The sequence below is a fragment of the Rhizobium sp. FY34 genome (assembly GCF_005222845.1).
In the GTDB taxonomy this organism is placed as follows: Bacteria; Pseudomonadota; Alphaproteobacteria; order Rhizobiales; family Rhizobiaceae; genus Neorhizobium.
The window spans coordinates 498,813-520,254 of sequence record NZ_STFZ01000036.1 but is presented as its reverse complement, the minus strand read 5'-3'; the positions used below and the strand labels follow the sequence as shown (position 1 = coordinate 520,254).

Annotated in this window: 29 protein-coding genes; 14 read left to right on the top strand and 15 right to left on the bottom strand. The window is 59.6% G+C overall.

The window, feature by feature from the left end; all coding sequences use genetic code 11:
• The 6 genes from E8M77_RS23705 to aat form a co-directional block, all read left to right on the top strand.
• The coding region (locus tag E8M77_RS23705; protein WP_170975776.1) for a transposase at positions 1-422 on the top strand (422 nt) is incomplete at its 5' end.
• A 332-nt stretch (positions 423-754) separates the two neighbouring features.
• A complete protein-coding gene (locus tag E8M77_RS23700) occupies positions 755-1,486 on the top strand; it encodes a DsbA family protein (protein ID WP_246659385.1) in 732 nt (243 codons plus the stop codon).
• 115 nt (positions 1,487-1,601) lie between these two features.
• On the top strand, positions 1,602-2,039 hold the full coding sequence (gene aroQ / locus E8M77_RS23695) for a type II 3-dehydroquinate dehydratase (protein ID WP_137133059.1): 438 nt from the start codon (positions 1,602-1,604) through the stop codon (positions 2,037-2,039).
• A 25-nt stretch (positions 2,040-2,064) separates the two neighbouring features.
• Positions 2,065-2,535: an acetyl-CoA carboxylase biotin carboxyl carrier protein gene (gene accB / locus E8M77_RS23690; RefSeq protein ID WP_137133058.1), complete on the top strand. Its 471-nt coding sequence runs from the start codon at positions 2,065-2,067 to the stop codon at positions 2,533-2,535.
• A 10-nt stretch (positions 2,536-2,545) separates the two neighbouring features.
• Positions 2,546-3,895 carry an acetyl-CoA carboxylase biotin carboxylase subunit gene (gene accC, locus E8M77_RS23685; protein WP_137133057.1) on the top strand — a complete coding sequence of 450 codons (1,350 nt, stop codon included), beginning with the start codon at positions 2,546-2,548 and terminating at the stop codon, positions 3,893-3,895.
• Positions 3,896-3,897: 2 nt separating this feature from the next.
• Positions 3,898-4,515, top strand: a complete 618-nt coding sequence (aat, locus tag E8M77_RS23680) for a leucyl/phenylalanyl-tRNA--protein transferase (RefSeq protein WP_137133056.1) — start codon at positions 3,898-3,900, stop codon at positions 4,513-4,515.
• 19 nt (positions 4,516-4,534) lie between these two features.
• Here the strand turns inward: aat and E8M77_RS23675 are convergent, their stop codons facing one another.
• The 4 genes from E8M77_RS23675 to E8M77_RS23660 form a co-directional block, all read right to left on the bottom strand.
• Positions 4,535-4,774: a hypothetical protein gene (locus tag E8M77_RS23675; RefSeq protein ID WP_137133055.1), complete on the bottom strand. Its 240-nt coding sequence runs from the start codon at positions 4,772-4,774 to the stop codon at positions 4,535-4,537.
• Between the two features lie 93 nt (positions 4,775-4,867).
• Positions 4,868-5,290, bottom strand: a complete 423-nt coding sequence (locus E8M77_RS23670) for a DUF2155 domain-containing protein (protein ID WP_137133054.1) — start codon at positions 5,288-5,290, stop codon at positions 4,868-4,870.
• Positions 5,291-5,375: 85 nt separating this feature from the next.
• Positions 5,376-5,774: an NADH:ubiquinone oxidoreductase subunit NDUFA12 gene (locus tag E8M77_RS23665; RefSeq protein ID WP_137133053.1), complete on the bottom strand. Its 399-nt coding sequence runs from the start codon at positions 5,772-5,774 to the stop codon at positions 5,376-5,378.
• 99 nt (positions 5,775-5,873) lie between these two features.
• Positions 5,874-6,341: a GNAT family N-acetyltransferase gene (locus E8M77_RS23660; RefSeq protein WP_137133052.1), complete on the bottom strand. Its 468-nt coding sequence runs from the start codon at positions 6,339-6,341 to the stop codon at positions 5,874-5,876.
• 253 nt (positions 6,342-6,594) lie between these two features.
• Here E8M77_RS23660 and E8M77_RS23655 point away from each other — a divergent pair, with 253 nt between their 5' ends.
• Both E8M77_RS23655 and E8M77_RS23650 read left to right on the top strand, forming a co-directional pair.
• Positions 6,595-6,960: a cupredoxin domain-containing protein gene (locus E8M77_RS23655; protein ID WP_137133051.1), complete on the top strand. Its 366-nt coding sequence runs from the start codon at positions 6,595-6,597 to the stop codon at positions 6,958-6,960.
• Between the two features lie 4 nt (positions 6,961-6,964).
• Positions 6,965-7,810, top strand: coding sequence for an FTR1 family protein (locus tag E8M77_RS23650; RefSeq protein WP_137133050.1), 846 nt, complete (start codon positions 6,965-6,967; stop codon positions 7,808-7,810).
• 45 nt (positions 7,811-7,855) lie between these two features.
• Here E8M77_RS23650 and E8M77_RS23645 read toward each other — a convergent pair whose 3' ends face one another.
• The 4 genes from E8M77_RS23645 to E8M77_RS23630 form a co-directional block, all read right to left on the bottom strand.
• Positions 7,856-8,356: a GNAT family N-acetyltransferase gene (locus E8M77_RS23645; protein ID WP_137133095.1), complete on the bottom strand. Its 501-nt coding sequence runs from the start codon at positions 8,354-8,356 to the stop codon at positions 7,856-7,858.
• A gap of 81 nt (positions 8,357-8,437) precedes the next feature.
• Positions 8,438-9,940 (bottom strand): Asp-tRNA(Asn)/Glu-tRNA(Gln) amidotransferase subunit GatB, encoded by a 1,503-nt coding sequence (gene gatB / locus E8M77_RS23640; RefSeq protein WP_137133049.1) that lies wholly within the window; start codon positions 9,938-9,940, stop codon positions 8,438-8,440.
• A gap of 93 nt (positions 9,941-10,033) precedes the next feature.
• Positions 10,034-10,543 (bottom strand): GNAT family N-acetyltransferase, encoded by a 510-nt coding sequence (locus E8M77_RS23635; protein ID WP_137133048.1) that lies wholly within the window; start codon positions 10,541-10,543, stop codon positions 10,034-10,036.
• A gap of 34 nt (positions 10,544-10,577) precedes the next feature.
• Positions 10,578-10,859: a hypothetical protein gene (locus E8M77_RS23630; RefSeq protein WP_137133047.1), complete on the bottom strand. Its 282-nt coding sequence runs from the start codon at positions 10,857-10,859 to the stop codon at positions 10,578-10,580.
• Between E8M77_RS23630 and E8M77_RS23625 the strand changes: the two genes are divergently transcribed.
• A complete protein-coding gene (locus E8M77_RS23625) occupies positions 10,858-11,247 on the top strand; it encodes a type II toxin-antitoxin system RelE/ParE family toxin (RefSeq protein WP_246659374.1) in 390 nt (129 codons plus the stop codon). The two genes, E8M77_RS23630 and E8M77_RS23625, sit on opposite strands and share 2 nt — an antisense overlap.
• Before the next feature lie 85 nt (positions 11,248-11,332).
• Here E8M77_RS23625 and gatA read toward each other — a convergent pair whose 3' ends face one another.
• From gatA to E8M77_RS23610, 3 genes are all read right to left on the bottom strand, one after another.
• A complete protein-coding gene (gene gatA, locus E8M77_RS23620; protein WP_137133045.1) occupies positions 11,333-12,814 on the bottom strand; it encodes an Asp-tRNA(Asn)/Glu-tRNA(Gln) amidotransferase subunit GatA in 1,482 nt (493 codons plus the stop codon).
• A gap of 58 nt (positions 12,815-12,872) precedes the next feature.
• Positions 12,873-13,160, bottom strand: a complete 288-nt coding sequence (gene gatC / locus E8M77_RS23615) for an Asp-tRNA(Asn)/Glu-tRNA(Gln) amidotransferase subunit GatC (protein ID WP_137133044.1) — start codon at positions 13,158-13,160, stop codon at positions 12,873-12,875.
• Between the two features lie 150 nt (positions 13,161-13,310).
• Positions 13,311-14,015 carry a metal-dependent hydrolase gene (locus E8M77_RS23610; protein ID WP_137133043.1) on the bottom strand — a complete coding sequence of 235 codons (705 nt, stop codon included), beginning with the start codon at positions 14,013-14,015 and terminating at the stop codon, positions 13,311-13,313.
• A gap of 216 nt (positions 14,016-14,231) precedes the next feature.
• Between E8M77_RS23610 and ruvX the strand changes: the two genes are divergently transcribed.
• Positions 14,232-14,720 carry a Holliday junction resolvase RuvX gene (gene ruvX / locus E8M77_RS23605; protein ID WP_137133042.1) on the top strand — a complete coding sequence of 163 codons (489 nt, stop codon included), beginning with the start codon at positions 14,232-14,234 and terminating at the stop codon, positions 14,718-14,720.
• On the opposite strand, the gene E8M77_RS23600 is transcribed toward ruvX, so the two are convergent.
• The 3 genes from E8M77_RS23600 to E8M77_RS23590 form a co-directional block, all read right to left on the bottom strand.
• Positions 14,663-14,989 carry a DUF6105 family protein gene (locus E8M77_RS23600; RefSeq protein ID WP_137133041.1) on the bottom strand — a complete coding sequence of 109 codons (327 nt, stop codon included), beginning with the start codon at positions 14,987-14,989 and terminating at the stop codon, positions 14,663-14,665. The genes ruvX and E8M77_RS23600 overlap by 58 nt on opposite strands.
• The gene (locus E8M77_RS23595) at positions 14,986-15,168 is read right to left on the bottom strand and encodes a hypothetical protein (protein WP_137133040.1); all 183 of its coding nucleotides are present in this window, start codon (positions 15,166-15,168) and stop codon (positions 14,986-14,988) included. The genes E8M77_RS23600 and E8M77_RS23595 overlap by 4 nt, the downstream gene beginning before the upstream one ends.
• Positions 15,169-15,303: 135 nt before the next feature.
• Entirely contained in the window at positions 15,304-16,956 is a 1,653-nt protein-coding gene (locus E8M77_RS23590) for an acyl-CoA dehydrogenase family protein (protein WP_137133039.1), read from the bottom strand.
• 124 nt (positions 16,957-17,080) lie between these two features.
• Here E8M77_RS23590 and E8M77_RS23585 point away from each other — a divergent pair, with 124 nt between their 5' ends.
• Genes E8M77_RS23585 through dprA form a run of 4 tightly spaced genes read left to right on the top strand, consistent with a single transcriptional unit; the run spans position 17,081 to position 21,126 of the window.
• Positions 17,081-18,037, top strand: a complete 957-nt coding sequence (locus E8M77_RS23585) for an aspartate carbamoyltransferase catalytic subunit (protein WP_137133038.1) — start codon at positions 17,081-17,083, stop codon at positions 18,035-18,037.
• A complete protein-coding gene (locus E8M77_RS23580) occupies positions 18,034-19,326 on the top strand; it encodes a dihydroorotase (protein WP_137133037.1) in 1,293 nt (430 codons plus the stop codon). The genes E8M77_RS23585 and E8M77_RS23580 overlap by 4 nt, the downstream gene beginning before the upstream one ends.
• A 12-nt stretch (positions 19,327-19,338) precedes the next feature.
• Positions 19,339-19,968 carry a glycerol-3-phosphate 1-O-acyltransferase PlsY gene (gene plsY / locus E8M77_RS23575; RefSeq protein ID WP_137133036.1) on the top strand — a complete coding sequence of 210 codons (630 nt, stop codon included), beginning with the start codon at positions 19,339-19,341 and terminating at the stop codon, positions 19,966-19,968.
• Between the two features lie 6 nt (positions 19,969-19,974).
• Positions 19,975-21,126, top strand: a complete 1,152-nt coding sequence (dprA, locus tag E8M77_RS23570; protein WP_137133035.1) for a DNA-processing protein DprA — start codon at positions 19,975-19,977, stop codon at positions 21,124-21,126.
• On the opposite strand, the gene E8M77_RS23565 is transcribed toward dprA, so the two are convergent.
• Entirely contained in the window at positions 21,100-21,309 is a 210-nt protein-coding gene (locus E8M77_RS23565; RefSeq protein WP_137133094.1) for a hypothetical protein, read from the bottom strand. The genes dprA and E8M77_RS23565 overlap by 27 nt on opposite strands.
• Between the last annotated feature and the right edge of the window lie 133 nt (positions 21,310-21,442).

The following is a 21,442-nucleotide window of genomic DNA, read 5'->3' as shown; positions in this document are numbered from 1 at the left end:
TTGAGCCAGAGACCGACGGTTATCGTTGCCCTCAAGGCCAGTTGCTCACCTACGCCACCACCGACCGCAACGGCTACAAGCACTACCGTTCCGACCCGTCCATCTGCCGCGACTGCCCGCTTCTGGCCTCCTGTACAGCAAACGCCAAGGCGGAGCGCACCATCACCCGCCATGTCTGGCAAGATGCCCGCGAGCGAACCGACGCCAATCGCAAGACAGCCTGGGGAAAGGCGATCTACAAGCGACGAAAGGAGACGGTCGAGCGCTCCTTTGCTGACGCCAAACAGCTTCACGGGCACCGCTATGCCCGCTTGCGCGGCCTCATCAAGGTCAGGTGGCAATGCCTGCTGGCCGCCGCCGCGCAGAACATCAAGAAGATCGCCATTGCAATAACCAAAGCCCCCAAGCCAGCATGTGCTTGAGGCTCTCAGGCCTGCTTTGGATCACTTAACCAACCTCCACGAACACCACCTGAGCGGCATCCCAGAAATGAGAAAAACCCGCCGAAAAAATCGACGGGTTTGTCAGCAGTCTGACGGCCGCGCCTTGCGCGGCCGTTTCTGTTTGTACGCCTCAGAAATTCGGCACGCGAATGTGAATTTGATGGCGAATGCAACACTGTTTATGCTTTCGCAGTGCATCTGCGCAGACTACCCCGCATGATGGTGATTCGAGACCGGCTCGAAACGCCGCAAGACCCACGGCAATGAGGAACCCCATGACGACCTTTTCCAATGCCCTTGTTGCCGTGCTGATGGCCGGTGCCGCCAGTCTGTCGGTGATTGCCCCCGCCCATGCTCTGGACGATCAGCAGAAGAAGGAGCTCGGCGCCTTCATTCGCGACTATCTGATCGCGAACCCGGAAATCATGCTGGAAGTGCAGGATGCGCTAGAAAAGAAGCAGCAGGACATGCGCATCAACCAGGCCTCCAGCGGCATCGTGAAAAACCGGGATGCGATCTATTCGTCACCTAGCGATATCACGCTCGGCAATCCCAATGGCGATGTCACCGTGGTTGAGTTCTTCGATTACAATTGTGGTTATTGCAAGCGGGCGCTCAGCGACATGGAAGAGATCCTGTCGGAAGACAAGAATGTCCGTTTCATCCTCAAGGAATTCCCCATTCTTGGGCCAGATTCCATGGCCGCCCATCGTGTGGCCAATGCCGTTCGGCTGCTCGCACCGGAAAAGTACCCGCAATTCCATAGGGCGCTTCTGGGGGGCGAGACGCGGGCCACCGAAGAAACGGCCATTGATGTGGCAGCCACTCTGGGCGTGAAGGAGGCCGCGATCCGCAAATCGATGGCCGACAATCCCAATGATCCACTCGTGCGCGCCACATACGAACTAGCCAACAATCTCGGGGCCACTGGAACGCCATTCTACGTGGTCGGCGAGGAAGCTGTCTTCGGCGCTGTCGGCCATGAAGAGCTTTCGGCCAAGATTGCCAACCTGCGCCAATGCGGCAAGGCAAGCTGCCCCTGAGATTTGCGTGCCCTGACCACGGCTTTCCCCTGTTATGCACGGCTTTCGCGGCCGGGGGCTTTCCCTTGACCGCATGCCGGTCTATAGGTGTCCCTGATTTTCTGACGGGAATTCCATGAGCAAGACGATCTTTGTCCTCAACGGACCGAACCTCAACATGCTGGGCAAGCGCGAACCCGGCATTTACGGAGGCAAAACGCTGGCGGATATTGAGGCGGATTGCATCTCGGCAGGTGCGGCACTCGGCTTTTCAGTCGAGTGCTTCCAGAGCAATCACGAGGGCGTTCTCGTTGATCGCCTGCATGAAGCCAGTGACCGCGCCATTGGCGTCGTCATCAATCCGGGCGCCTATGGGCACACCTCGATTGCGCTTCACGATGCAATCCGCGCCATCGCCGTTCCCGTCGTGGAAGTCCATATTTCCAATATCCACGCGCGCGAAGAATTCCGTCACAAATCCATGATCGCAGCTGCGGCCAAGGGCATGATCTGCGGATTGGGTCCTTTCGGCTACGTGCTTGCACTGCATGCCTTGCGCGACATAACCAGCTAAGAACAACAGAACACATAGGTTGACCATGTCTGAGAAGAAGAACGGTATCGACAAGGGGTTGATCCGCGATCTGGCGAACATCCTCAATGATACCGACCTGACCGAGATCGAAGTCCAGCAGGACGAGTTGCGCATCCGCGTCTCGCGCAATATCCCGGCAGCTCAATATGTGCAGGCGGCAGCGCCGCAATATGCGCCTGCACCTGCTGCTGCACCGGCCGCCGCACCCGCTATTGTCGCGGCCCCCGCCGGCCGCGATCTGTCCAATGCCGTCACGGCGCCGATGGTCGGCACGGTCTATCTCTCCTCGGCTCCCGGCGCCCGTGCCTTCGTTGAAGTCGGCGCCATGGTCAAAGAAGGCCAGACGCTGCTGATCATCGAAGCCATGAAGACCATGAACCAGATCCCGGCACCCCGCTCCGGCAAGGTGACCGAAATCATCGTCAACGATGCGCAGCCTGTCGAGTATGGCGAGCCGCTCATTGTCATCGAGTAAGGCATCCCCCATGATCTCGAAGATTCTCATCGCCAATCGCGGCGAAATCGCACTGCGGGTGCTGCGCGCCTGCAAGGAACTCGGCATTGCCACCGTCGCTGTCCACTCGACGGCCGATGCCAATGCCATGCATGTGCGCCTCGCCGATGAAAGCGTGTGCATCGGCCCGCCGCCCTCGCGCGACAGCTATCTGAACATTCACCAGATCGTTGCGGCCTGCGAGATCACCGGGGCAGACGCCGTGCATCCCGGCTACGGCTTCCTGTCGGAAAATGCTAAATTCGCCGATATCCTTGATGCCCACGGCATTACCTTCATCGGACCGACGGCGGAACATATCCGCCTGATGGGCGACAAGATCACCGCCAAGAAGACGGCAGTCGAGCTGGGCATTCCGGTCGTTCCGGGTTCTGACGGCGAAGTCCTGCCGGAAAATGCGTTGGAAATCGCCCGCGAAATCGGCTTCCCCGTGTTGATCAAGGCCACGGCCGGCGGCGGCGGCCGCGGCATGAAGGTGGCTCGCACCGAAGCAGAGCTTGAGGAAGCCGTATCGACCGCACGTTCCGAAGCGCTTGCCGCTTTTGGCAATGATGCCGTCTATATGGAAAAATATCTCGGCAAGCCACGCCATATCGAAGTGCAGATCGTCGGCGATGGCGCCGGCAATGCGATCCATCTGGGCGAACGCGATTGCTCACTTCAGCGGCGTCACCAGAAGGTTTGGGAAGAGGCCAATTCCCCTGCCCTCAACGTCGAACAGCGCATGAAGATCGGCGAAATCTGCGCCAGCGCCATGCGCAAGATGAAGTATCGCGGTGCCGGCACGATCGAGTTCCTCTACGAAAACGGTGAGTTCTATTTCATTGAAATGAACACCCGCCTGCAGGTGGAACATCCGATCACCGAAGCCATCACCAATATTGACCTGGTGCATGAGCAGATTCGTGTTGCCTCCGGTTCAGGACTGTCGGTGACGCAGGACGAGATCACCTTTTCAGGCCATGCCATCGAATGCCGCATCAATGCAGAGGATCCGCGCACCTTCGTGCCGTCTCCCGGCACGATCACGCATTTCCATGCACCGGGCGGTCTTGGCGTTCGCGTCGATTCGGGCGCCTATGCCGGCTACAAGATCCCCCCCTACTATGACAGCCTGATCGGCAAGCTGATCGTGCATGGGCGCACCCGCACCGAATGCATGATGCGTCTGCGCCGCGTTCTCGACGAGTTCGTCGTGGATGGTATCAAAACAACGCTGCCGCTGTTTCAGGACCTCGTATCGAACGAGGATATCCTGAACGGGGACTACGACATCCATTGGCTGGAAAAGTATCTGGCAGCCGAGAAGGCTGACGGATAGATATGGCTGGGCGGCGCGGCAGATACTATCCAGCGATTACTCCGGATGTTCTGCTGCGCGCCTATTCGATCGGGCTGTTTCCCATGGCCGAATCGGCAGACGACCCGGAGATATTCTGGGTCGAGCCGGAACTGCGCGGCATCCTGCCGCTTGATGCTTTCCACGTCTCACGCAGCCTGACGAAGGCGGTGAAGCGCAAACCCTTCGACATTCGCTTCAACACAGCCTTTGCGGATGTCATGGCCGGCTGCGCGGCAGAAGCGCCGGACAGGCCCAGCACCTGGATCAACAGCACAATTCGCGGGCTCTATACCGAGCTTCACCGCATGGGTCACGCCCATAGCGTGGAGGCCTTCGAGGGTGATGAACTGGTAGGCGGGCTATATGGCGTTTCGTTGGGTGCGGCCTTTTTCGGTGAAAGCATGTTCTCCCGCCGGACCAATGCCTCGAAAATCTGCCTTGTGCATCTGGTCGATCATCTACGCGCCCGCGGCTTTCGTCTGCTCGACACGCAATTCACCACGGAACATCTGAAAACATTTGGCGCCATCGACGTGCCGAAGGATGCCTATGCGAAGCTTCTGGTCGCGGCCATGGAAGGCGATTCGCTGGTGTTCTGAAGGCTTAGACGGCCGTCCGTCAGCTTGTCGTCAAATCCGCCGTCTCGCCAAAACCGATGATCAGCTTCGGGCTCGACATGTCGCCGCTCTCCTCATCCACCTGGACGGAATAGGCTGCAACGCCGATATGGCGGGCGGACATGGCAGTGGCGATCTTTTCGGCGGCAGCCGCGCTGGAGGCCTGGCGCATTTCGCCTGGTACAATATTGCCACGGTTCTTCTTGAACGGCAGAACGATGAACTTTTCAGCAAGCGACATGGTGAACGACTCCTATATGTTCCCTAGATGTTCTTCATCGTCTTGCAAGTCAAGTGAGGATGTAGAAGATCCGGAGATAAGCAATCGGGAGCTTTACCGTGCTGGCGCCGGCACGTCGGATTTCTGCTTGCAGCCGGTCAGCCACACGTCATAGATCGGGTGTTCGACGGCGTTGAGACCTGGGCTATCGGCAAACATCCAGCCGGTAAAGATGCGGCGGATCTTGCGGTCGAGCGTGATCTCGTCGACTTCAACGAAGGAATCGATGCGCTGCGCTTCGGTGTCATCGCGCGAATAGCACACTTTCGGCGTCACCTGCAGCGCGCCATATTGCACCGTTTCATTCACATAGACATCGAAGCTGGTGATACGGCCGGTGATCTTGTCGATACCGGAGAACTCCGCCACGGGATTTTCAAGACGGGCCGCAGAGGCGGGCAGCACAAGCGCCGTCGCGCCAAGAGCGAGACCGAGGAAAAGCGGGCGGAGGCAAGCGTTTCGCATCAGCGATATCACCACAATCTGAAACTGGCCCCACCGGACAAAAGGGGGCCAGTGCGCGTTAGACGGCAATTATGGCGCTAACACGGAGAAGGAAGGTTCAGGAGCCGGGCGTCCAAGCGTCATAGTCGCCGGTGACGCGTGCACGATCACCTGTGGCATCGAGCGAACCCTGCGGGCGGTAGGCCTGTGGCGTGCCTGTCATGTTCTGCACATGCGGCTTCTGCCAGTCACGCTCGACATAGGTTTCCTTGGTCGGAGGCGTGTCGGTGCGGTGATGCATCCAGCCATGCCAGCCGGGCGGGATGGCGGAAGCTTCCGCATAGCCCTTGTAGATCACCCAGCGGCGCTGCAGGCCATAGGATGCCATCGGGCCTTCGTAATAGACATTGCCGAATTGATCCTCGCCGACGCGCGTGCCTTTGCGCCAGGTAAAGAAGCGGGTGCCCATGGTCTGGCCATTCCACCAGGTGAAGATTTGCAGGAGGAGATTTTTCATGCTTTTTCCAACGTCCTCGCGAGAGACAAGGAATGTTTCCTTGCTCCGCTTATGCAATCTTGGGCCGTCTATGTCCAGTGGTTCGGCAACAGCCCACTCTTATTTGAGCCGCATCTTGAAGCCGACATGGCTGCGCGTAAACCCCTCTCGTTCATAGAATCGATGGGCCTCGGTGCGTGCTGCATTGGATGTCAGTTGCAGCAGGCGACAATCGCGCCGTCTGGCCTCCTGCTGCGCATGCGCCATCAGAGCCGCGCCTATGCCCTTGCCGCGCATGTCGGCACGCGTATGCACCGCTTCCACCTGGGCATCCATTGCGCCGCGCCCGCGCAGCGTGCGCAGGAACGTCATCTGATAGGTGGCAAGGATCTCGCCGCCCTGCTCTGCCACAAACAACTGTTCCTGCGGCGCCTGATCGATAGCGTGAAAGGCCCGCAGATAATCCTCGAGAGCCTCCGGTTCCGTCGTATCGCCATGGGCGCTGACAGTGTCCTGCGCGAAAAGATGGATCAACTGCGGCAGATCCTCTTCCTTCGCCTTTCGAATGATGACCGATCCTTGCGTCATCGGCATGTCTCCTGCGTACATTATGATAGATGATTACATTATCGCACCGGGACCGAGGGCGCCACCCGCGCCGTAGCAGGCAAAAGCGACACCAACATTACATCTTGGAAAGGTTCCCATCTTCGCCACATTTCTAACATGAACAGGGCAGTCATGTTTGGTCTGAGCCGGTCGGTTGCGCGGACCGACACCTTCAGCTCAACCGTCGAATATCCTTGCGGTTCCCCATTGATCATCTGGAACGGACGAAACCATGCGTGATGGCATTCTTCAACGCCCCTCCCTGTCGCTCCTGCTCCTGGCTGCCTGCCTTATTGTACCTGCCGGCAGCAGTTGGGCGGATGCACTTCCCACCTATCACCTGACGCTGGAGGACCACACTTTCCTACCCTCGCATCTGGAGGTGCCGGCCAATAGCCGCTTCCTGATCGAGGTGACGAACAAGGACGCCACGACCGGCGAATTTGAAAGCACCGAGATGAAATTCGAGAAAGTCGTCGTCGGTCAGGGGCATGTCACGGCGCATGCGGGGCCATTGGAGCCGGGCACCTACAAGTTCTTCGACGATTACCATCCGGAAGCGACAGGAACCGTCACCGCCGTCGCACCGAAGGAATAGAACCATGCTGGCAAGCCTGCTGATCGTTTTTCGCGAAATGATGGAAGCCGGACTGATCGTCGGCATTGTTCTGGCCGCCACAAGAGGGATCGCAGGTCGCTCCCGCTGGGTGCTTGGCGGCATTGCGGGCGGCATTGCAGGCGCCATCGTCGTGGCACTGTTTGCCGGCACGTTGGAGGAGGCATTTGCCGGCAATGGACAGGAAGTCTTCAATGCCGCAATCCTGTGCATCGCCGTCACCATGCTCGCCTGGCACAATCTTTGGATGGCAAGCCATGGCCGCCAGATGGCGCAGGAGATGAAGGCACTGGGCGCCGAAGTGGCCAATGGCGATCGTTCGATGTTGGCGATGGCCGTGGTGATTGGCATCGCCGTGCTGCGCGAAGGAAGCGAAGTCGTGCTATTCCTCTATGGTATTGCGATTTCGGCAGAGATCGGCCTTGGGGAAATGCTGCTGGGCGGCGTCCTCGGCATTCTGGGCGGGGCGGCTCTCTCCCTCCTCATCTACCGGGGGCTGCTCGCCATCCCCCTGCGCTTCCTGTTTTCGGTCACCTCTGGGCTCGTGGCCCTTCTCGCCGCAGGCATGGCGGGACAGGCTGCCGCGCTTCTGGCGCGCGACGATATCCTGCCTGCCTGGGGCTATGCGATCTGGAACACAAGCTGGCTGCTGTCCGATGGAAGCCTTGCTGGACGCGCCGCAACCGCACTCTTCGGCTACACAGCCCAGCCTTTGGGCATCCAGCTGGTCGCCTGGTTCGTGACGCTGATGGTGTTGTTTATCGGCGGCCGGATGATCCGCCAGTCGTCTGCCCATACCCCCGCCTCCGCCCGCGTGCCGGCCAAGGCATAGCCCAGACCTGGCAGACACAAGAAAGGCTGACTTTGCGCCTATTCTTCAGACGGCAAGCGGCTTTTCCATGATAATGGCTTCAATGCCGCTTGCCACACCGCCGCAGTTTTGCGTGCGATCGACCTCGACAAAGCCGAGGCGGCCATAAAAATTGATGGCGCGCTGGTTTTTCGGCTCCACTTCCAGGCGCATGATTTCGGCATCCGGAAAGCAGGTTTCCAGTTCCGCAAAAATATCGCGGCCTATGCCGAGCTTCTGGCAGGTCGGATGGACATAGAGCTGGTGCAGGATGGCGGTCTTCGTCAGGCTTGGCGACATGGCGGCAAAACCGATACCGCCCAGCATGCGCCCGTCATCGGCCACCAGAAACTCTCCATTCCGCTTGCCGATGCTCGCCTTGATCGCCGCGGCTGAATGCCAGGTCGCGACGATGCCGTTCACCTTCTCGACGCCGTAAATATCATCATAGGTGGCATGCCAGGTCTCGGCCAGCAATTCGCGGATGGCTTCGACATCGCGTTCGCTGGCGGTGCGCACGAAAAACACCATGTTCATAGTCCTCCTCAAACGACGGCACCGGCCACGCGCAAGGCGCGGACCGGTGCTCATTGACGAACAAGGTCCTTGTCAGTCCTCGAGACCAAGCTTGGCCTTCACCAGCGCCTGCACGGCCTGGGGATTGGCCTTGCCACCGGTTGCCTTCATCACCTGTCCGACGAACCAGCCGGCGAGCGTCGGCTTGGCCAGAACCTTGGCCACCTGATCGGGATTGGCAGCAATGATCTCATCCACGGCTTTTTCGATGGCGCCCGTGTCCGTGACCTGTTTCATGCCACGCGCTTCAACAATGTCTGCCGGGTCGCCGCCTTCGGTAAAGACGATTTCGAACAGGTCCTTGGCGATCTTGCCGGAAATGGTTTCCGACTTGATCAGATCGATAATACCGCCCAGCTGAACGGGAGAAACCGGTGTTTGTTCAATGCTTTTACCGGCTTTGTTCAAGGCACCCAGCAGGTCGTTGATCACCCAGTTTGCCGCGATCTTTCCATCGCGACCGGCCGTCACGGCCTCGAAATAATCGGCAATCGCCTTTTCCGACACGATGACCGAGGCGTCGTAAACCGAGAGGCCCAGTTCCTTGACGAAACGCGCCTTCTTGTCGTCAGGCAGTTCCGGCAGGTCCTTCTTCATCTCCTCGATGAAGGCATCGTCGAATTCCAGCGGCAGAAGATCCGGATCGGGGAAATAGCGATAATCATGCGCATCTTCCTTGGAACGCATGGAGCGTGTTTCACCCTTCCCGGCGTCGAACAGGCGGGTTTCCTGCTCAATGGAACCGCCATCTTCCAGAATGGCGATCTGGCGGCGTGCTTCATATTCGATAGCCTGGCCGATGAAGCGGATGGAATTGACGTTCTTGATCTCACAGCGCGTGCCAAAACCTTCGCCCGGACGGCGGACCGAGACGTTGACGTCGGCGCGCATCGAGCCCTCGTCCATATTGCCATCGCAGGTGCCGAGATAGCGCACGATGGAGCGAAGCTTCGTCATATAGGCTTTCGCCTCATCCGAAGAGCGCATGTCGGGCTTGGAAACGATTTCCATCAGCGGCACGCCGCAACGGTTCAAATCGACAAAGGACATGGTGGGATGCTGATCATGCATCAACTTGCCGGCATCCTGTTCCAGATGCAGGCGCTCGATGCCGATCTCGATATCCTCGAAATTGCCCTGGCGGTCCGGTCCAAGCGAAATGACGATCTGGCCTTCGCCGACGATCGGGTCCTTGAACTGGGATATCTGATAGGCCTGCGGCGAATCTGGATAGAAATAGTTCTTGCGGTCAAAGATCGAGCGCTTGTTGATCTGCGCCTTGAGGCCGAGACCGGTGCGCACAGCCTGCGCCACGCATTCCTCGTTGATCACCGGCAGCATGCCGGGCATGGCGGCATCGACCAGCGAGACATTGGAATTCGGCGCCTTGCCGAACTCGGTGGAAGCGCCGGAAAACAGCTTGGATTTCGACAGGACCTGCGCATGCACCTCCATGCCGATGATGACTTCCCAGTCGCCGGTGGCGCCGGCAATGAAGCGTTTCGGATCAGGCGTGCGGACATCGACAAGGGTCATGGAAAAAGCTCTTCATGCGGTCTGATTGGGTACTTTTCAGGTAGAGCAAATGGCGCAAGGGTGCAAGCTTTGCGACCGCTGCGGCGCAGTGCTTCAGAATTCGCGGCCGTAGCCGGTCGTCTCCGGCATGGCCAATTGCTTTGACATGCCGACGGACTGGACGTCCTGGTCAAGCTTCGGCGCATAGGCAACCGACAGCCAGTTGACGGAATAGCCATTCTTCTCGAAAAAATTCACCGCATCGGTGTTGTGCGCATGGGTTTCGAGTTTTGCCGAAAGAAACCCCTGATGCAGGATCTCGCCTTCCAATTCGCTGAGCAATGCCGTGCCGTGGCCTTGGCGCTGATAGGCCGGATCGATCCAGAAGTCGGTGATCATCTCATCCAGACCTTCGCGCGCCGCCCAACCGACAACGCCACCGCCCACCTCGACAACGGTGATCGTCAGCCAGGAGGCCTGGGTGAAATTGGAAAAGGCTGAGAGTGCATTGTCGCGCAGTTCTTCGCTGCCGCCGATGGGACCCATGGCCTGCGCCCAGGCCTTGAGGCCAATGTCGGTCAGAATTTCGGCTTCGTCCTGACGGGCATTGCGTATGGTCTGCATGGCAACCCCTGGAAGTGGTGGATCAAGTAAAACATCACACGCTGTCAATTCCAAGCAAAACATTGCGATAACTGGTTGATCCATCGTTCCATTTCATGGATTTCGCAGGTGCAGCATCCGCATTCATGTCCGAAGGGTTGCGGTGATCTTCATACGCAATCATGCGGAACTTGTGATCTGCGGAAATCGGCGGGGACATATCTTGGCCAACGGCGTGAAGCGCGCTACCATATTGGCTATGGATCACTTGAAAACCAAAGAGCACGAAAACCAACCACTCGGCCCGGCAGACGACGTGACGTCCGAGGTCGATCATGCCGCTTGGAAAGACGCAAAGGTCAAGGCAGCAGTCAAGCAGGCCAGTGATCGCTCAGTCATGGTTCCCGCGTCAGACGTGTGGGAGCACTTTGGCTTTGAACGTTAGGTTCACGCCGCAGGCACTGGCGGATCTTATCGACATCCACAGCTATATCGCAGCGACGGATGACGCGATGGCCGACAGGATCGTGTCCAGAATTAGGCAAGTGACTCTGCTTCTCGAAAGCTACCCAGTTCTTGGACGACAAGGCAGCGTCACCGATACGCGCGAGTTCCCTATTCCCGGCTTGCCTTACACGATCGTCTACAGATTGGTTTCAGACACTGATCTGGATATCCTAACCTTTGTGCATCAAAAAATGCGGTATCCACCCACCCGCATGTAATCAGCTTCGCAAGCTCGTCTCATTTTGCAAACGAACCCGCGACCGCCCCATATCCGGCGGTCGCCATCGTGCGGATCATACCCGCTTACCACCACTTCTTCGGCGAAAACGTGCCTGCGGCCTGCTCGATCACATGGGCCGTCTTGAACAGCGTTTCTTCCTCAAACGGTTTGCCGATCAGCTGCAGGCCAAGCGGCAGGCCCTTGCCGTCGAGGCCGGCCGGCACCGAGATGCCTGGAAGTCCGGCCATGTTGACGGTGATGGTGAAAACGTCCTGCAGATACATTTTGACCGGATCGGCGGCGAGTTCCTTGTCACCGATGGCAAATGCGGATGACGGGGTGATCGGCGCCAGGATCGCATCGACACCGGCGTGGAACACGGTTTCGAAATCGCGCTTGATCAGCGTGCGCACCTTCTGCGCCTTCAGGTAATAGGCGTCATAATAGCCGGCCGAGAGCACATAGGTGCCGACCATGATGCGGCGCTTGACCTCTTCGCCAAAGCCGGCAGCACGGGTCTTCTCGTACATGTCGGCAATATCCTTGCCGTCAACGCGAAGGCCGTAACGCACGCCATCATACCGAGCAAGGTTGGACGAGGCTTCCGCAGGCGCCACGATATAATAGGCCGGCAGAGCATATTTCGTGTGCGGCAGCGAAATATCGACAATCTCGGCGCCGGCATCCTTCAGCCAGGCCATGCCCTCCGCCCACAGTTTTTCGATTTCAGGCGGCAGGCCTTCGATGCGATATTCCTTCGGAATGCCGATCTTCATGCCCTTGAGCGACTGGCCGAGCGAGGCTTCGTAATCCGGCACCGGCAGATCGACAGAGGTCGTATCCTTGGCATCGACGCTTGCCATGCTTTTCAACAGGATGGCCGCATCGCGCACATCGCGGGCAATCGGGCCGGCCTGGTCCAGCGAGGAGGCGTAAGCGGCAATGCCCCAGCGCGAGCAGCGGCCATAGGTGGGCTTGATGCCGACCGTGCCGGTAAAGGCGGCCGGCTGGCGGATCGAACCGCCGGTATCGGTTGCGGTCGCGCCGGCGCAGAGATACGCAGCAACGGCTGCGGCAGAGCCGCCAGACGAACCGCCGGGCACCAGTTTCTCGTCGGAGCCTTCGGCCTTCCAGGGGTTAACCACCGGGCCGTAATAGGAGCTCTCGTTGGAAGATCCCATGGCAAACTCGTCCATGTTGAGTTTGCCCAGCATGACGGCGCCTTCGTTCCACAGGTTCTGCGTCACTGTCGATTCGTATTTCGGCTTGAAGCCGTCCAGCACATGGCTTGCTGCCTGCGTGTGAACGCCTTCCGTGGCAAACAGGTCCTTCACGCCAAGCGGAATACCCTCCAGTGCACCGGCCTTGCCCGCGCCCAAGCGTTCGTCGGAGGCTTTCGCCATATCGAGCGCCTTGTCGGCGGTCACAACCACATAGGCGTTCAGTGCGCCATTGGCAGCATCGATTGCGCCGAGATAGCTTGTCGTCAGTTCCACCGCGGAAAATTCGCGGGCCTTCAATCTGTCGCGGGCGTCGGCAATGGTCAGGCGGGTCAGGTCGGTCATGGTCGTGTTCAAACTCGTTTTCAATGCAGGAAAAGGTTGGAGCCGCGGCAGAACGCGTCTATTCGACAACCTTGGGCACGAGGAAGAAATTCTGGTCGGTACTGGGCGCATTGGCAACGATATCGTCGGCCTTGTCGCCATCGGTCACGGCATCGGCACGCAGGCGCATGGTGATCGGCGTGACCGAGGTCATCGGCTCCACACCCGTCACATCCACTTCCGAAAGCTGTTCGACAAAGCCGAGAATGCCATTCAGATGCCCCATCATGCGCTCGGCTTCCTCATCGGTCACGGCAATACGGGACAGGCGCGCAACGCGCTTTACGGTGGCAAGGTCGACGGACATGGACAGTTCTCCGGATGGAATTTCCCTCCCGCTATACTGACCCTGTCCGGCCTTCGCAACGGCTTTGGCCATGCCAGCCGCTAAGGGACAATGGGAAAATGCTGCCGGCGGCCGTTTTACAGGCTGCCGCCGGCAGAACGTCAATTCAGATCAGAAGGTCAGCGTCGTGCCGACCTTCGGCGTCTCAACGCGGGTCTTCAGCCCTTCCATACCCTTCACAAACTTGTCCGGCGTCTGGTCGATGATCGGGAACGTGCCGTAATGGCAGGGAATGGCGTGCTTGAAATCGAAGAAGCGCTGGCAAGAAAGCGCTGCCACGGCACCGCCCATGGTGAAACGGTCACCGATCGGCACGAGACCGATATCCGGCTGGTGCAACTCGTTGATCAGGCCCATATCGGTGAAGATATCCGTATCGCCCATATGCAGAAGCGAGGGCTCGCCCTCGAAATGCAGCATCAACCCATTGGCGCTGCCGAGCGCATGTGACACGCCGTCTTCGGTGATCTGCGCCGAGGAATGAAGCGCCTGGGTAAAGGTCGCGGTAAAACCACCAAAACCAACAGTGCCGCCGGTATTGCCCATTTCAAGCTTGCTGACCCCCTTGGAACCGAGCCAGGCGGCCAGATCCGCATTGGCGAGCACGACGGCACCGGTCTCATTGGCCAGAGCGATCGTATCGCCCACATGGTCGCCATGGCCATGGGTGAGGAGAATATGGGTAATGCCTTCGGCAGCCGCCTTGCGGTCCTGATCGGCAAAGGACGGGTTGCCGCTGAAAAAGGGGTCGATCAGGATTTTTGCGTCAGCAGTCTCGATCCGGAAGGCGGAATGGCCAAGCCAGGTGATCTTCATGGAAAATCTCCTTGTTTACATTGAGGAATGATGGGATGGCTCGGACAACCGAGCGGTGAATAGCGTATGAGTAATGGCCACGTTACGCAGGTCTCTCTCATATGGATCTGCCTTCCCATGGTGCAATATCATAGGGGCATCGTGACACTCAATCAAAGTTGTGTACGCAAGATGGCAGACGTGCAAGACGATGGCAGGCAGGCAAGGAGACGGGCAATGGCGGTGGCAACAATCGAGGAACTGGCAGAACGGCTTCTGCCCGGTCAGGCGGTGGCGGGTCTCGACCTTGGCACCAAGACGATCGGCCTGTCCATGTCGGATATCGGGCGCCGCTTTGCCTCGCCGCGCCCGGTGCTGAAGCGGGTGAAGTTTACCCAGGATGCCGAACTACTTCTGGCTTTTGCCGAGAAGGAAAAGGTCGCCGCCTTCATCATCGGCCTGCCGGTAAACATGGACGGATCGTCCGGTCCTCGTGTTCAGGCGACGCGTGCCTTCGTGCGCTCCATGAGCGACAAGACCGATATCCCCTTCGTCTATTGGGACGAGAGACTATCGACCGTTGCTGCCGAACGGGCCTTGCTGGAAATGGATGTGTCGCGGGCAAAGCGCAAGGAACGCATTGATTCGGCTGCCGCCAGCTTCATCCTTCAGGGCGCTCTCGACAGGCTGTCCTCGCTTGCCACCACGCCTTCAGGCGACGCATAGCGCGTTTTCCACCAGGCGGCGATCTCGCGGCGCTTGCGGAATGCGACGATGGACAGCACGGTCAGGCTATCGACAGCAATTGCCCGCGCCACCAATGGTGGAAGCGCCTGCGGGTCGATGCCGAGAATATTGCCGTAGATCTCAAACACCAGATCATGCGTCTGGCGCGTCAGCATGAAAAAGCCAAAGCTCATGTCGTAATAGGACAGGCCATACCAGGCGCCGAGCAGCATAACCGGCCCGGCCCAGAGGATCAGAAACCACTTCATGCGGTTCTACCTTTCATTGCCCTGTTCATGGCCCTGTCATCGGCCGGCAGCATGCTCCAGCGCACAAGCGCCATCAGGCTGAGCACGAGAGCCGGAATGGCGATATCGAGCGCCAGCACCGCGAAAAACACGAGCGCCAGAACCAGCAACGCAAAACTGTAGAAAGGGTTTCCAGACATGCTCGATACGCCAGATGGTGGTTAACAAAGAGTTAACGACCACGTTAGACATCGAGCAACAAAGCGCAACGCAAACCCCGGATCATGGTTAATGCGCACGCGGAGCTCTGTGCAAAACCACGGATCTCATACGTCTCAGCTGGCTGCCGGATAGAGCAGATCGACGATGTAGGAGGCATCAAAGCGCGAATCGAGCATGCCATAGGTGGCACGCCAGCCACCGGCCAGACGCGTTTCCAGGAAGGCATCGGCAATCTTGCCGGCGCCCAGCCGGAACAGTTCGGCGGCACCGGCGGCAAGCGCCATCTGCTCCACGAGAAGGCGTGCAGCCCCCTCGTCGCGCTCGGCAAGCGCCATGGCGGCGCGCAGCACATCGGTGGTCTTGCGACCGCTAGGGCCGAGATCCCGCTCCAGCGAGGCCAGCACCGCATCGAAGAGATCGCGGCCGCGACCCAGAACCCGCAGCACGTCGAGCGCCATCACATTGCCGGAGCCTTCCCAGATCGCATTGACCGGCGCCTCACGGTAATGGCGCGCCAGCGGGCGTTCCTCGACATAGCCATTGCCGCCGAGGCACTCCATCGCCTCATAGATCAGCGCAGGCGCGATCTTGCAGGTCCAGTATTTGATCACCGGCGTCATGACGCGGGCGTAAGCGGCATCGGACGGGTTGCTGCCGGCCTTGTCGAAGGCTTCGGCCAGCCGATAGGACAGCGCCGTTGCCGCCGCCACATCAAGCGCCATATCGGCCAGAACCCGCGTCATCAGCGGCTGATCGATGAGGTTCTTGCCAAACACCGAGCGTCCACGGCAATGGTGCACGGCTTCCGCCAGCGAAGCGCGCATGATGCCGGCAGAAGCCAGCGAACAATCAAGCCGCGTCAGCGTCACCATGTCGAGAATGGTGCGAATGCCGCCGCCGGCCTCGCCGAGCAGATAGCCGAAGGCATCGGTGAATTCGACTTCCGACGAAGCGTTGGAGCGGTTGCCGAGTTTGTCCTTCAGACGCTGGAAGCGCAGGCCATTGGCCGTGCCATCCTCCAGAAGGCGGGGCACGAGGAAACATCCGATGCCCTCCGGAGTCTTGGCCAGCATGATGAAACCGTCGCTCATCGGCGCCGACATGAACCATTTGTGGCCCGACAGGCGATAGACGCCCTCGCCCACCCGCTCGGCACTGGTGCGGTTGGCGCGCACATCCGTGCCGCCCTGCTTTTCCGTCAGGCCCATGCCGATTGTAATGGCACTTTTCTGGAAGGCCGGGCGATTGGACGAATCATATTTGCGCGACAGAATGCGCGGCGCCCATTCCTTGTGAACGCGCGGCGAGGCCATCATGGCAGCCACCGAAGCGCTGGTCATGGTGAGCGGGCACAGATGCCCGCATTCCAGCTGCGCCGACAGATAAAAACGGGCAGCCCTTGCCCGGTGCTGCGCATTACGGCTTTCCGGCGCATTTTCCCAGATCGAGGAATGCAGGCCGCTTGCCATGGAACGGCGCATCAGCGCATGCCAGGCCGGGTGGTATTCCACCAGATCGGCCCGTTCCCCGCGCGCGCCATGAGTGCGCAGCTTGGGCGGGCTTTCATTGGCCATGCGCGCCAGTTCCTGCGCCTCGGGCGAGGTCACATAGCGTCCCAACGTATCGAATTCCTCGCGCAGCGCCCGGTGCAGACCGGCGGTCAGATCCACCATCAGCGGATCTGTGCGATAGGCATTGATACCGGACCAGAGGCTTGGCTGGTTCAGCTCGTTATGAGGATCATCGGTCCGGGTCATCTGATTCATGGGGTGCTTCTAATCGAATTCCTTGGAAAATGCATGGGGATCGGAAAATCTCGTCCACAGCATCCGCTTGCCCGTCAGGCGCTCAGTCTCTATAGACCGCCTGTCACAAGCGGAGGACGTTTTCGTGGTCTCCTTTCCCCACCGCCATCTCCTCGGGATCAAGGGCCTGACCGAGCAGGATATTACCATCCTTCTCGACAAGGCCGACGAGGCGGTCAAGATCAGCCGGCAACGAGAAAAGAAAACCTCGACGTTGCGCGGTCTGACACAGATCAATCTATTCTTCGAAGCCTCGACACGCACACAGTCATCCTTTGAACTTGCAGGCAAGCGTCTCGGCGCCGACGTGATGAACATGTCGGTCGGAAACTCTTCGGTCAAGAAGGGTGAGACGCTGATCGACACGGCCATGACGCTGAATGCCATGCGACCGGACGTTCTGGTGGTGCGTCACTCCTCGGCAGGCGCTGCAGCGCTGCTCGCCCAGAAGGTCGCCTGCGCCGTCGTCAATGCCGGCGACGGACAGCATGAGCACCCGACCCAAGCGCTTCTTGATGCGCTGACCATAAGGCGCGCTAAGGGCAAGCTGGCTCGCATCATCGTTGCCATCTGCGGCGATGTGCTGCATTCACGCGTCGCCCGCTCCAATATCCTGCTGCTCAACGCCATGGGTGCACGGGTGCGCGTGGTAGCGCCTTCGACGCTTCTGCCCTCTGGCATCGCGCAGATGGGTGTCGAGGTCTTCCACTCCATGGAAGAGGGGCTGAAAGGCGCCGATGTGGTGATGATGCTGCGCCTGCAACGCGAGCGCATGTCCGGCTCCTTCGTCCCATCGGTGCGCGAATATTTCCATTTCTATGGTCTGGATGCCGAAAAGCTGAAAGCCGCCAAGGAAGATGCACTTGTGATGCATCCCGGCCCGATGAACCGCGGCGTGGAAATTTCTTCCGAAGTGGCCGACGGTCCGCAGAGCGTTATCGAAAGCCAGGTGGAAATGGGGGTTGCCGTGCGCATGGCGGTGATGGAAGCCCTTCTCCTCTCCCACAATTCCGATGCACGAGCCGAAGGATGGGGCGCATGAACACTTCCCTGGTCTTGAAGAATGTTCGCATCATCGATCCCTCGCGCAATCTCGATGAGACCGGCAGCATCGTCATCGGTGCCGATGGCGTGATCCTGGCCGCCGGTGCAGGCGCGCAGAACCAGGGCGTGCCGGATGGCGCAAGCGTGCGCGATTGCGCCGGCCTTGTCGCGACACCCGGTCTCGTCGATGCCCGCGTCTTTGTCGGAGAACCGGGCGCCGAGCATCGCGAGACGCTGGAATCGGCAAGCCGGGCGGCGGCATCCGGCGGCGTCACCTCTTTCATCATGATGCCGGATACCGATCCGGTGCTTGATGACATCGCCCTTATCGAATTCGTCAAGAAGACCGCGCGCGACAAGGCGCTGGTCAATGTGCATCCGGCAGCGGCCCTGACGCGCGGCCTCAAGGGCGAGGAAATGACGGAGATCGGCATGCTGACGCGTGCCGGTGCCGTTGCCTTCACCCAAGGGCGCCATGGGCTTGCCGATACGCAGGTTCTGCGCCGGGCCATGACCTATGCCCGCGAATTCGATGCCGTGATTGCGCTCGAAGCCCGCGATCCCTATCTCGCCGTCAATGGCGTGATGAATGAAGGCCTGTTTGCCAGCTGGCTCGGACTGTCCGGCGCACCGCGCGAGGCAGAGCTTATTCCGCTGGAGCGCGATCTGCGCATCGCCACACTCACCGGCGCGAAATACCATGCGGCGAAAATCTCGGTGCCGGAATCGGCAGACGCCATGCGGCTTGCCCGCAGCCGTGGCGCCAAGGCCACAAGTGCGATTTCCATCAATCACCTGTCGCTGAATGAAAATGACATCGGTGAATATCGCACCTTCTTTAAGCTTTCGCCGCCGCTTCGCACCGAAGACGACCGTCAGGCCATGGTCGATGCGCTGGCCGATGGCACGATCGATATCATCGTCTCCTCGCATGATCCACAGGATGTCGATACCAAGCGCCTGCCGTTTGCCGATGCCGCCGATGGTGCGATCGGGCTCGAAACCATGCTCTCGGCCGCACTTCGGCTGCACCATGCGGACCGCGTGCCGCTGATGCGGCTGATCGATGCGCTGTCGACGCGGCCTGCGCAGATCTTTGGTCTCGATGCCGGCACGCTGAAGCCCGGCGCCAAAGCCGATATCACGCTGATCGATCTGGATGAGCCCTGGCTCGTATCCAAGGAGACGATCCTGTCGCGCTCGAAGAATACGCCATTCGAGGATGCACGTTTCAGCGGTCGCGCCGTTGCCACCTATGTGGCCGGACGGCTCGTCCATTCGCTTTGAGGGGAACCTGACATGACCGAGCTTTTCACCTGGCAGATCACCTTGCCGATCGCGCTTTCAGCGCTTGCCTTCGGCTATCTGCTCGGCTCCATTCCCTTCGGCCTGCTGCTGACCAAGGCAGCCGGTCTTGGCGATATCCGCGCCATCGGCTCGGGCAATATCGGCGCAACCAATGTGCTGCGTACCGGCAACAAGAAATTGGCCGCCGCCACGCTGTTTCTCGATGCCTTTAAGGCCACTGCCGCAGCCCTTATGGCCGCCGCCTATCTGGGGCCGGAAATCGGGTCTGAAGCAGGCGTTCTGGCGGGCTTTGCCGCTTTCATCGGGCATCTCTTTCCTGTCTGGCTCGGCTTCAAGGGCGGCAAGGGCGTTGCCACCTATATCGGCACGCTGCTTGGCGTAGCGCCGGCCATGGTGCTGGTTTTTGCTTTTGTCTGGCTGACGATTGCCAAGGTCAGCCGTTATTCCTCGCTGTCTGCTCTGGTTGCAACCCTTGTCATTCCGGTTGCATTGTGGATAGTAGGCGAACAGAAGATTGCATTGGTCCTCTCCGCAATGACCTTGATTACCTATTGGAAACACAAGGCCAATATCGAGCGGCTGATCAATGGGACGGAAAGCAAGATCGGCCAGAAGGGGTAAGGCTGCATGGCATCCGACAGCGCGAAACCAAAGGGAATTGCGCTGTCGGATAAACAAAGGATCGCCTGGCTGCGGCTGATCCGAAGCGACAATGTCGGCCCCTCGACCTTCCGCGACCTCATCAACCATTTCGGATCAGCTGAATCCGCGCTTGCCGCCTTGCCGGAACTGTCGCGCAGGGGCGGTGCAGCGCGTAGCATCCGCATTGCCAGCACCGAAGATGCCGAGCGGGAACTGGAAACGGCTCACCGCCATGGTGCACGGCTGACCGGCATTGGCGAACCGGATTACCCGCCCGCGCTGCGCCAGATCGATGGCGCTCCGCCGCTTCTGGCCATGAAAGGCGATGCCGCCTCTGGCAGCCGCCCCTCCCTGGGCATTGTCGGATCGCGCAATGCTTCGATCAGCGGCGCCAAGTTTGCCGCGATGATTGCCCGCGATTGCGGACGCGCCGGCTACACGATCACCTCGGGTCTTGCGCGTGGCATCGATACGGCGGCTCACCGGGCAAGCCTCGACAGCGGAACGATTGCCGTGCTCGCCGGCGGTCTCGATCAACCCTATCCGCCGGAAAACATACCCCTCCTGGGTGACATCACCAGCGGCAGCGGGCTTGCCGTCAGCGAAATGCCGTTTGGCTGGGAGCCCCGCGCCCGCGACTTCCCCCGTCGCAACCGTCTGATTGCCGGCATTGCGCTCGGTGTCGTGGTGGTCGAAGCCGCCGACCGTTCAGGTTCGCTGATCACCGCGCGCATGGCCAGTGACTTCGGCCGGCTGGTCTTTGCTGTGCCCGGATCGCCACTTGATCCGCGATGCCATGGCACCAATGGCCTGCTGAAGCAGGGCGCCATCGTCACCACCGGTTCGGCCGATGTGCTGGAGGCGCTCGCGCCCCTGTCGCAGCTTGATCTCTTTCACCAACCGGTCGTCGAGGAGCCGGCAGATACCAGACCGCCCGGCGACATGGCCCCGCCCGATGACGACGACCGAGCAACAATTGCCTCGGCGCTTGGACCCACGCCCGTTGAGATCGACGATATCATCCGCCATACCGGCCTTGCCGCTGCAACCGTCTATCTCGTCCTCCTTGAGCTCGATCTCGCGGGTCGGCTGCACCGCCACCCAGGCGGCCTAGTGTCTCTCGTCATGTTTGTTTGAGATCGGGCGCGCACCATCCTGCAGGTCTCCCGCTTCGACATAGGCCATCTCGATGAGATAAGACAGCAGATGAGCATTCTCCCGCAATGCCACATTGCGCAACTCGCCCAGCATCTGCCGGATGTAGGCCAGATTGGCCTGACTCCTGTCGTTCGGCCCGTGTCTGCCACTGTCCTCGATCATCTCGCCCCACCAGATTTTGCCCGCCAACTCGCGCATTGCGAGCATATTACAGACACAACACGCAAATTTACACATCTCATCTAGGATTGCAATACGACTTTAAAATCGCAAAGGTTGTATTGACATCGGAAGC

Bases quoted from the DNA above. Each gene is read 5' to 3' on its own strand.
- E8M77_RS23700 (WP_246659385.1), top strand. From the start codon at position 755: ATGGCCGGTGCCGCCAGTCTGTCGGTGATTGCCCCCGCCCATGCTCTG.
- aroQ (WP_137133059.1), top strand. From the start codon at position 1,602: ATGAGCAAGACGATCTTTGTCCTCAACGGACCGAACCTCAACATGCTG.
- accB (WP_137133058.1), top strand. From the start codon at position 2,065: ATGTCTGAGAAGAAGAACGGTATCGACAAGGGGTTGATCCGCGATCTG.
- accC (WP_137133057.1), top strand. From the start codon at position 2,546: ATGATCTCGAAGATTCTCATCGCCAATCGCGGCGAAATCGCACTGCGG.
- aat (WP_137133056.1), top strand. From the start codon at position 3,898: ATGGCTGGGCGGCGCGGCAGATACTATCCAGCGATTACTCCGGATGTT.
- E8M77_RS23675 (WP_137133055.1), bottom strand. From the start codon at position 4,774: ATGTCGCTTGCTGAAAAGTTCATCGTTCTGCCGTTCAAGAAGAACCGT.
- E8M77_RS23665 (WP_137133053.1), bottom strand. From the start codon at position 5,774: ATGAAAAATCTCCTCCTGCAAATCTTCACCTGGTGGAATGGCCAGACC.
- E8M77_RS23660 (WP_137133052.1), bottom strand. From the start codon at position 6,341: ATGACGCAAGGATCGGTCATCATTCGAAAGGCGAAGGAAGAGGATCTG.
- E8M77_RS23655 (WP_137133051.1), top strand. From the start codon at position 6,595: ATGCGTGATGGCATTCTTCAACGCCCCTCCCTGTCGCTCCTGCTCCTG.
- E8M77_RS23650 (WP_137133050.1), top strand. From the start codon at position 6,965: ATGCTGGCAAGCCTGCTGATCGTTTTTCGCGAAATGATGGAAGCCGGA.
- gatB (WP_137133049.1), bottom strand. From the start codon at position 9,940: ATGACCCTTGTCGATGTCCGCACGCCTGATCCGAAACGCTTCATTGCC.
- E8M77_RS23635 (WP_137133048.1), bottom strand. From the start codon at position 10,543: ATGCAGACCATACGCAATGCCCGTCAGGACGAAGCCGAAATTCTGACC.
- E8M77_RS23625 (WP_246659374.1), top strand. From the start codon at position 10,858: ATGCCGCTTGGAAAGACGCAAAGGTCAAGGCAGCAGTCAAGCAGGCCA.
- E8M77_RS23630 (WP_137133047.1), bottom strand. From the start codon at position 10,859: ATGATCGACCTCGGACGTCACGTCGTCTGCCGGGCCGAGTGGTTGGTT.
- gatA (WP_137133045.1), bottom strand. From the start codon at position 12,814: ATGACCGACCTGACCCGCCTGACCATTGCCGACGCCCGCGACAGATTG.
- gatC (WP_137133044.1), bottom strand. From the start codon at position 13,160: ATGTCCGTCGACCTTGCCACCGTAAAGCGCGTTGCGCGCCTGTCCCGT.
- E8M77_RS23610 (WP_137133043.1), bottom strand. From the start codon at position 14,015: ATGAAGATCACCTGGCTTGGCCATTCCGCCTTCCGGATCGAGACTGCT.
- ruvX (WP_137133042.1), top strand. From the start codon at position 14,232: ATGGCGGTGGCAACAATCGAGGAACTGGCAGAACGGCTTCTGCCCGGT.
- E8M77_RS23600 (WP_137133041.1), bottom strand. From the start codon at position 14,989: ATGAAGTGGTTTCTGATCCTCTGGGCCGGGCCGGTTATGCTGCTCGGC.
- E8M77_RS23595 (WP_137133040.1), bottom strand. From the start codon at position 15,168: ATGTCTGGAAACCCTTTCTACAGTTTTGCGTTGCTGGTTCTGGCGCTC.
- E8M77_RS23590 (WP_137133039.1), bottom strand. From the start codon at position 16,956: ATGAATCAGATGACCCGGACCGATGATCCTCATAACGAGCTGAACCAG.
- E8M77_RS23580 (WP_137133037.1), top strand. From the start codon at position 18,034: ATGAACACTTCCCTGGTCTTGAAGAATGTTCGCATCATCGATCCCTCG.
- plsY (WP_137133036.1), top strand. From the start codon at position 19,339: ATGACCGAGCTTTTCACCTGGCAGATCACCTTGCCGATCGCGCTTTCA.
- dprA (WP_137133035.1), top strand. From the start codon at position 19,975: ATGGCATCCGACAGCGCGAAACCAAAGGGAATTGCGCTGTCGGATAAA.
- E8M77_RS23565 (WP_137133094.1), bottom strand. From the start codon at position 21,309: ATGATCGAGGACAGTGGCAGACACGGGCCGAACGACAGGAGTCAGGCC.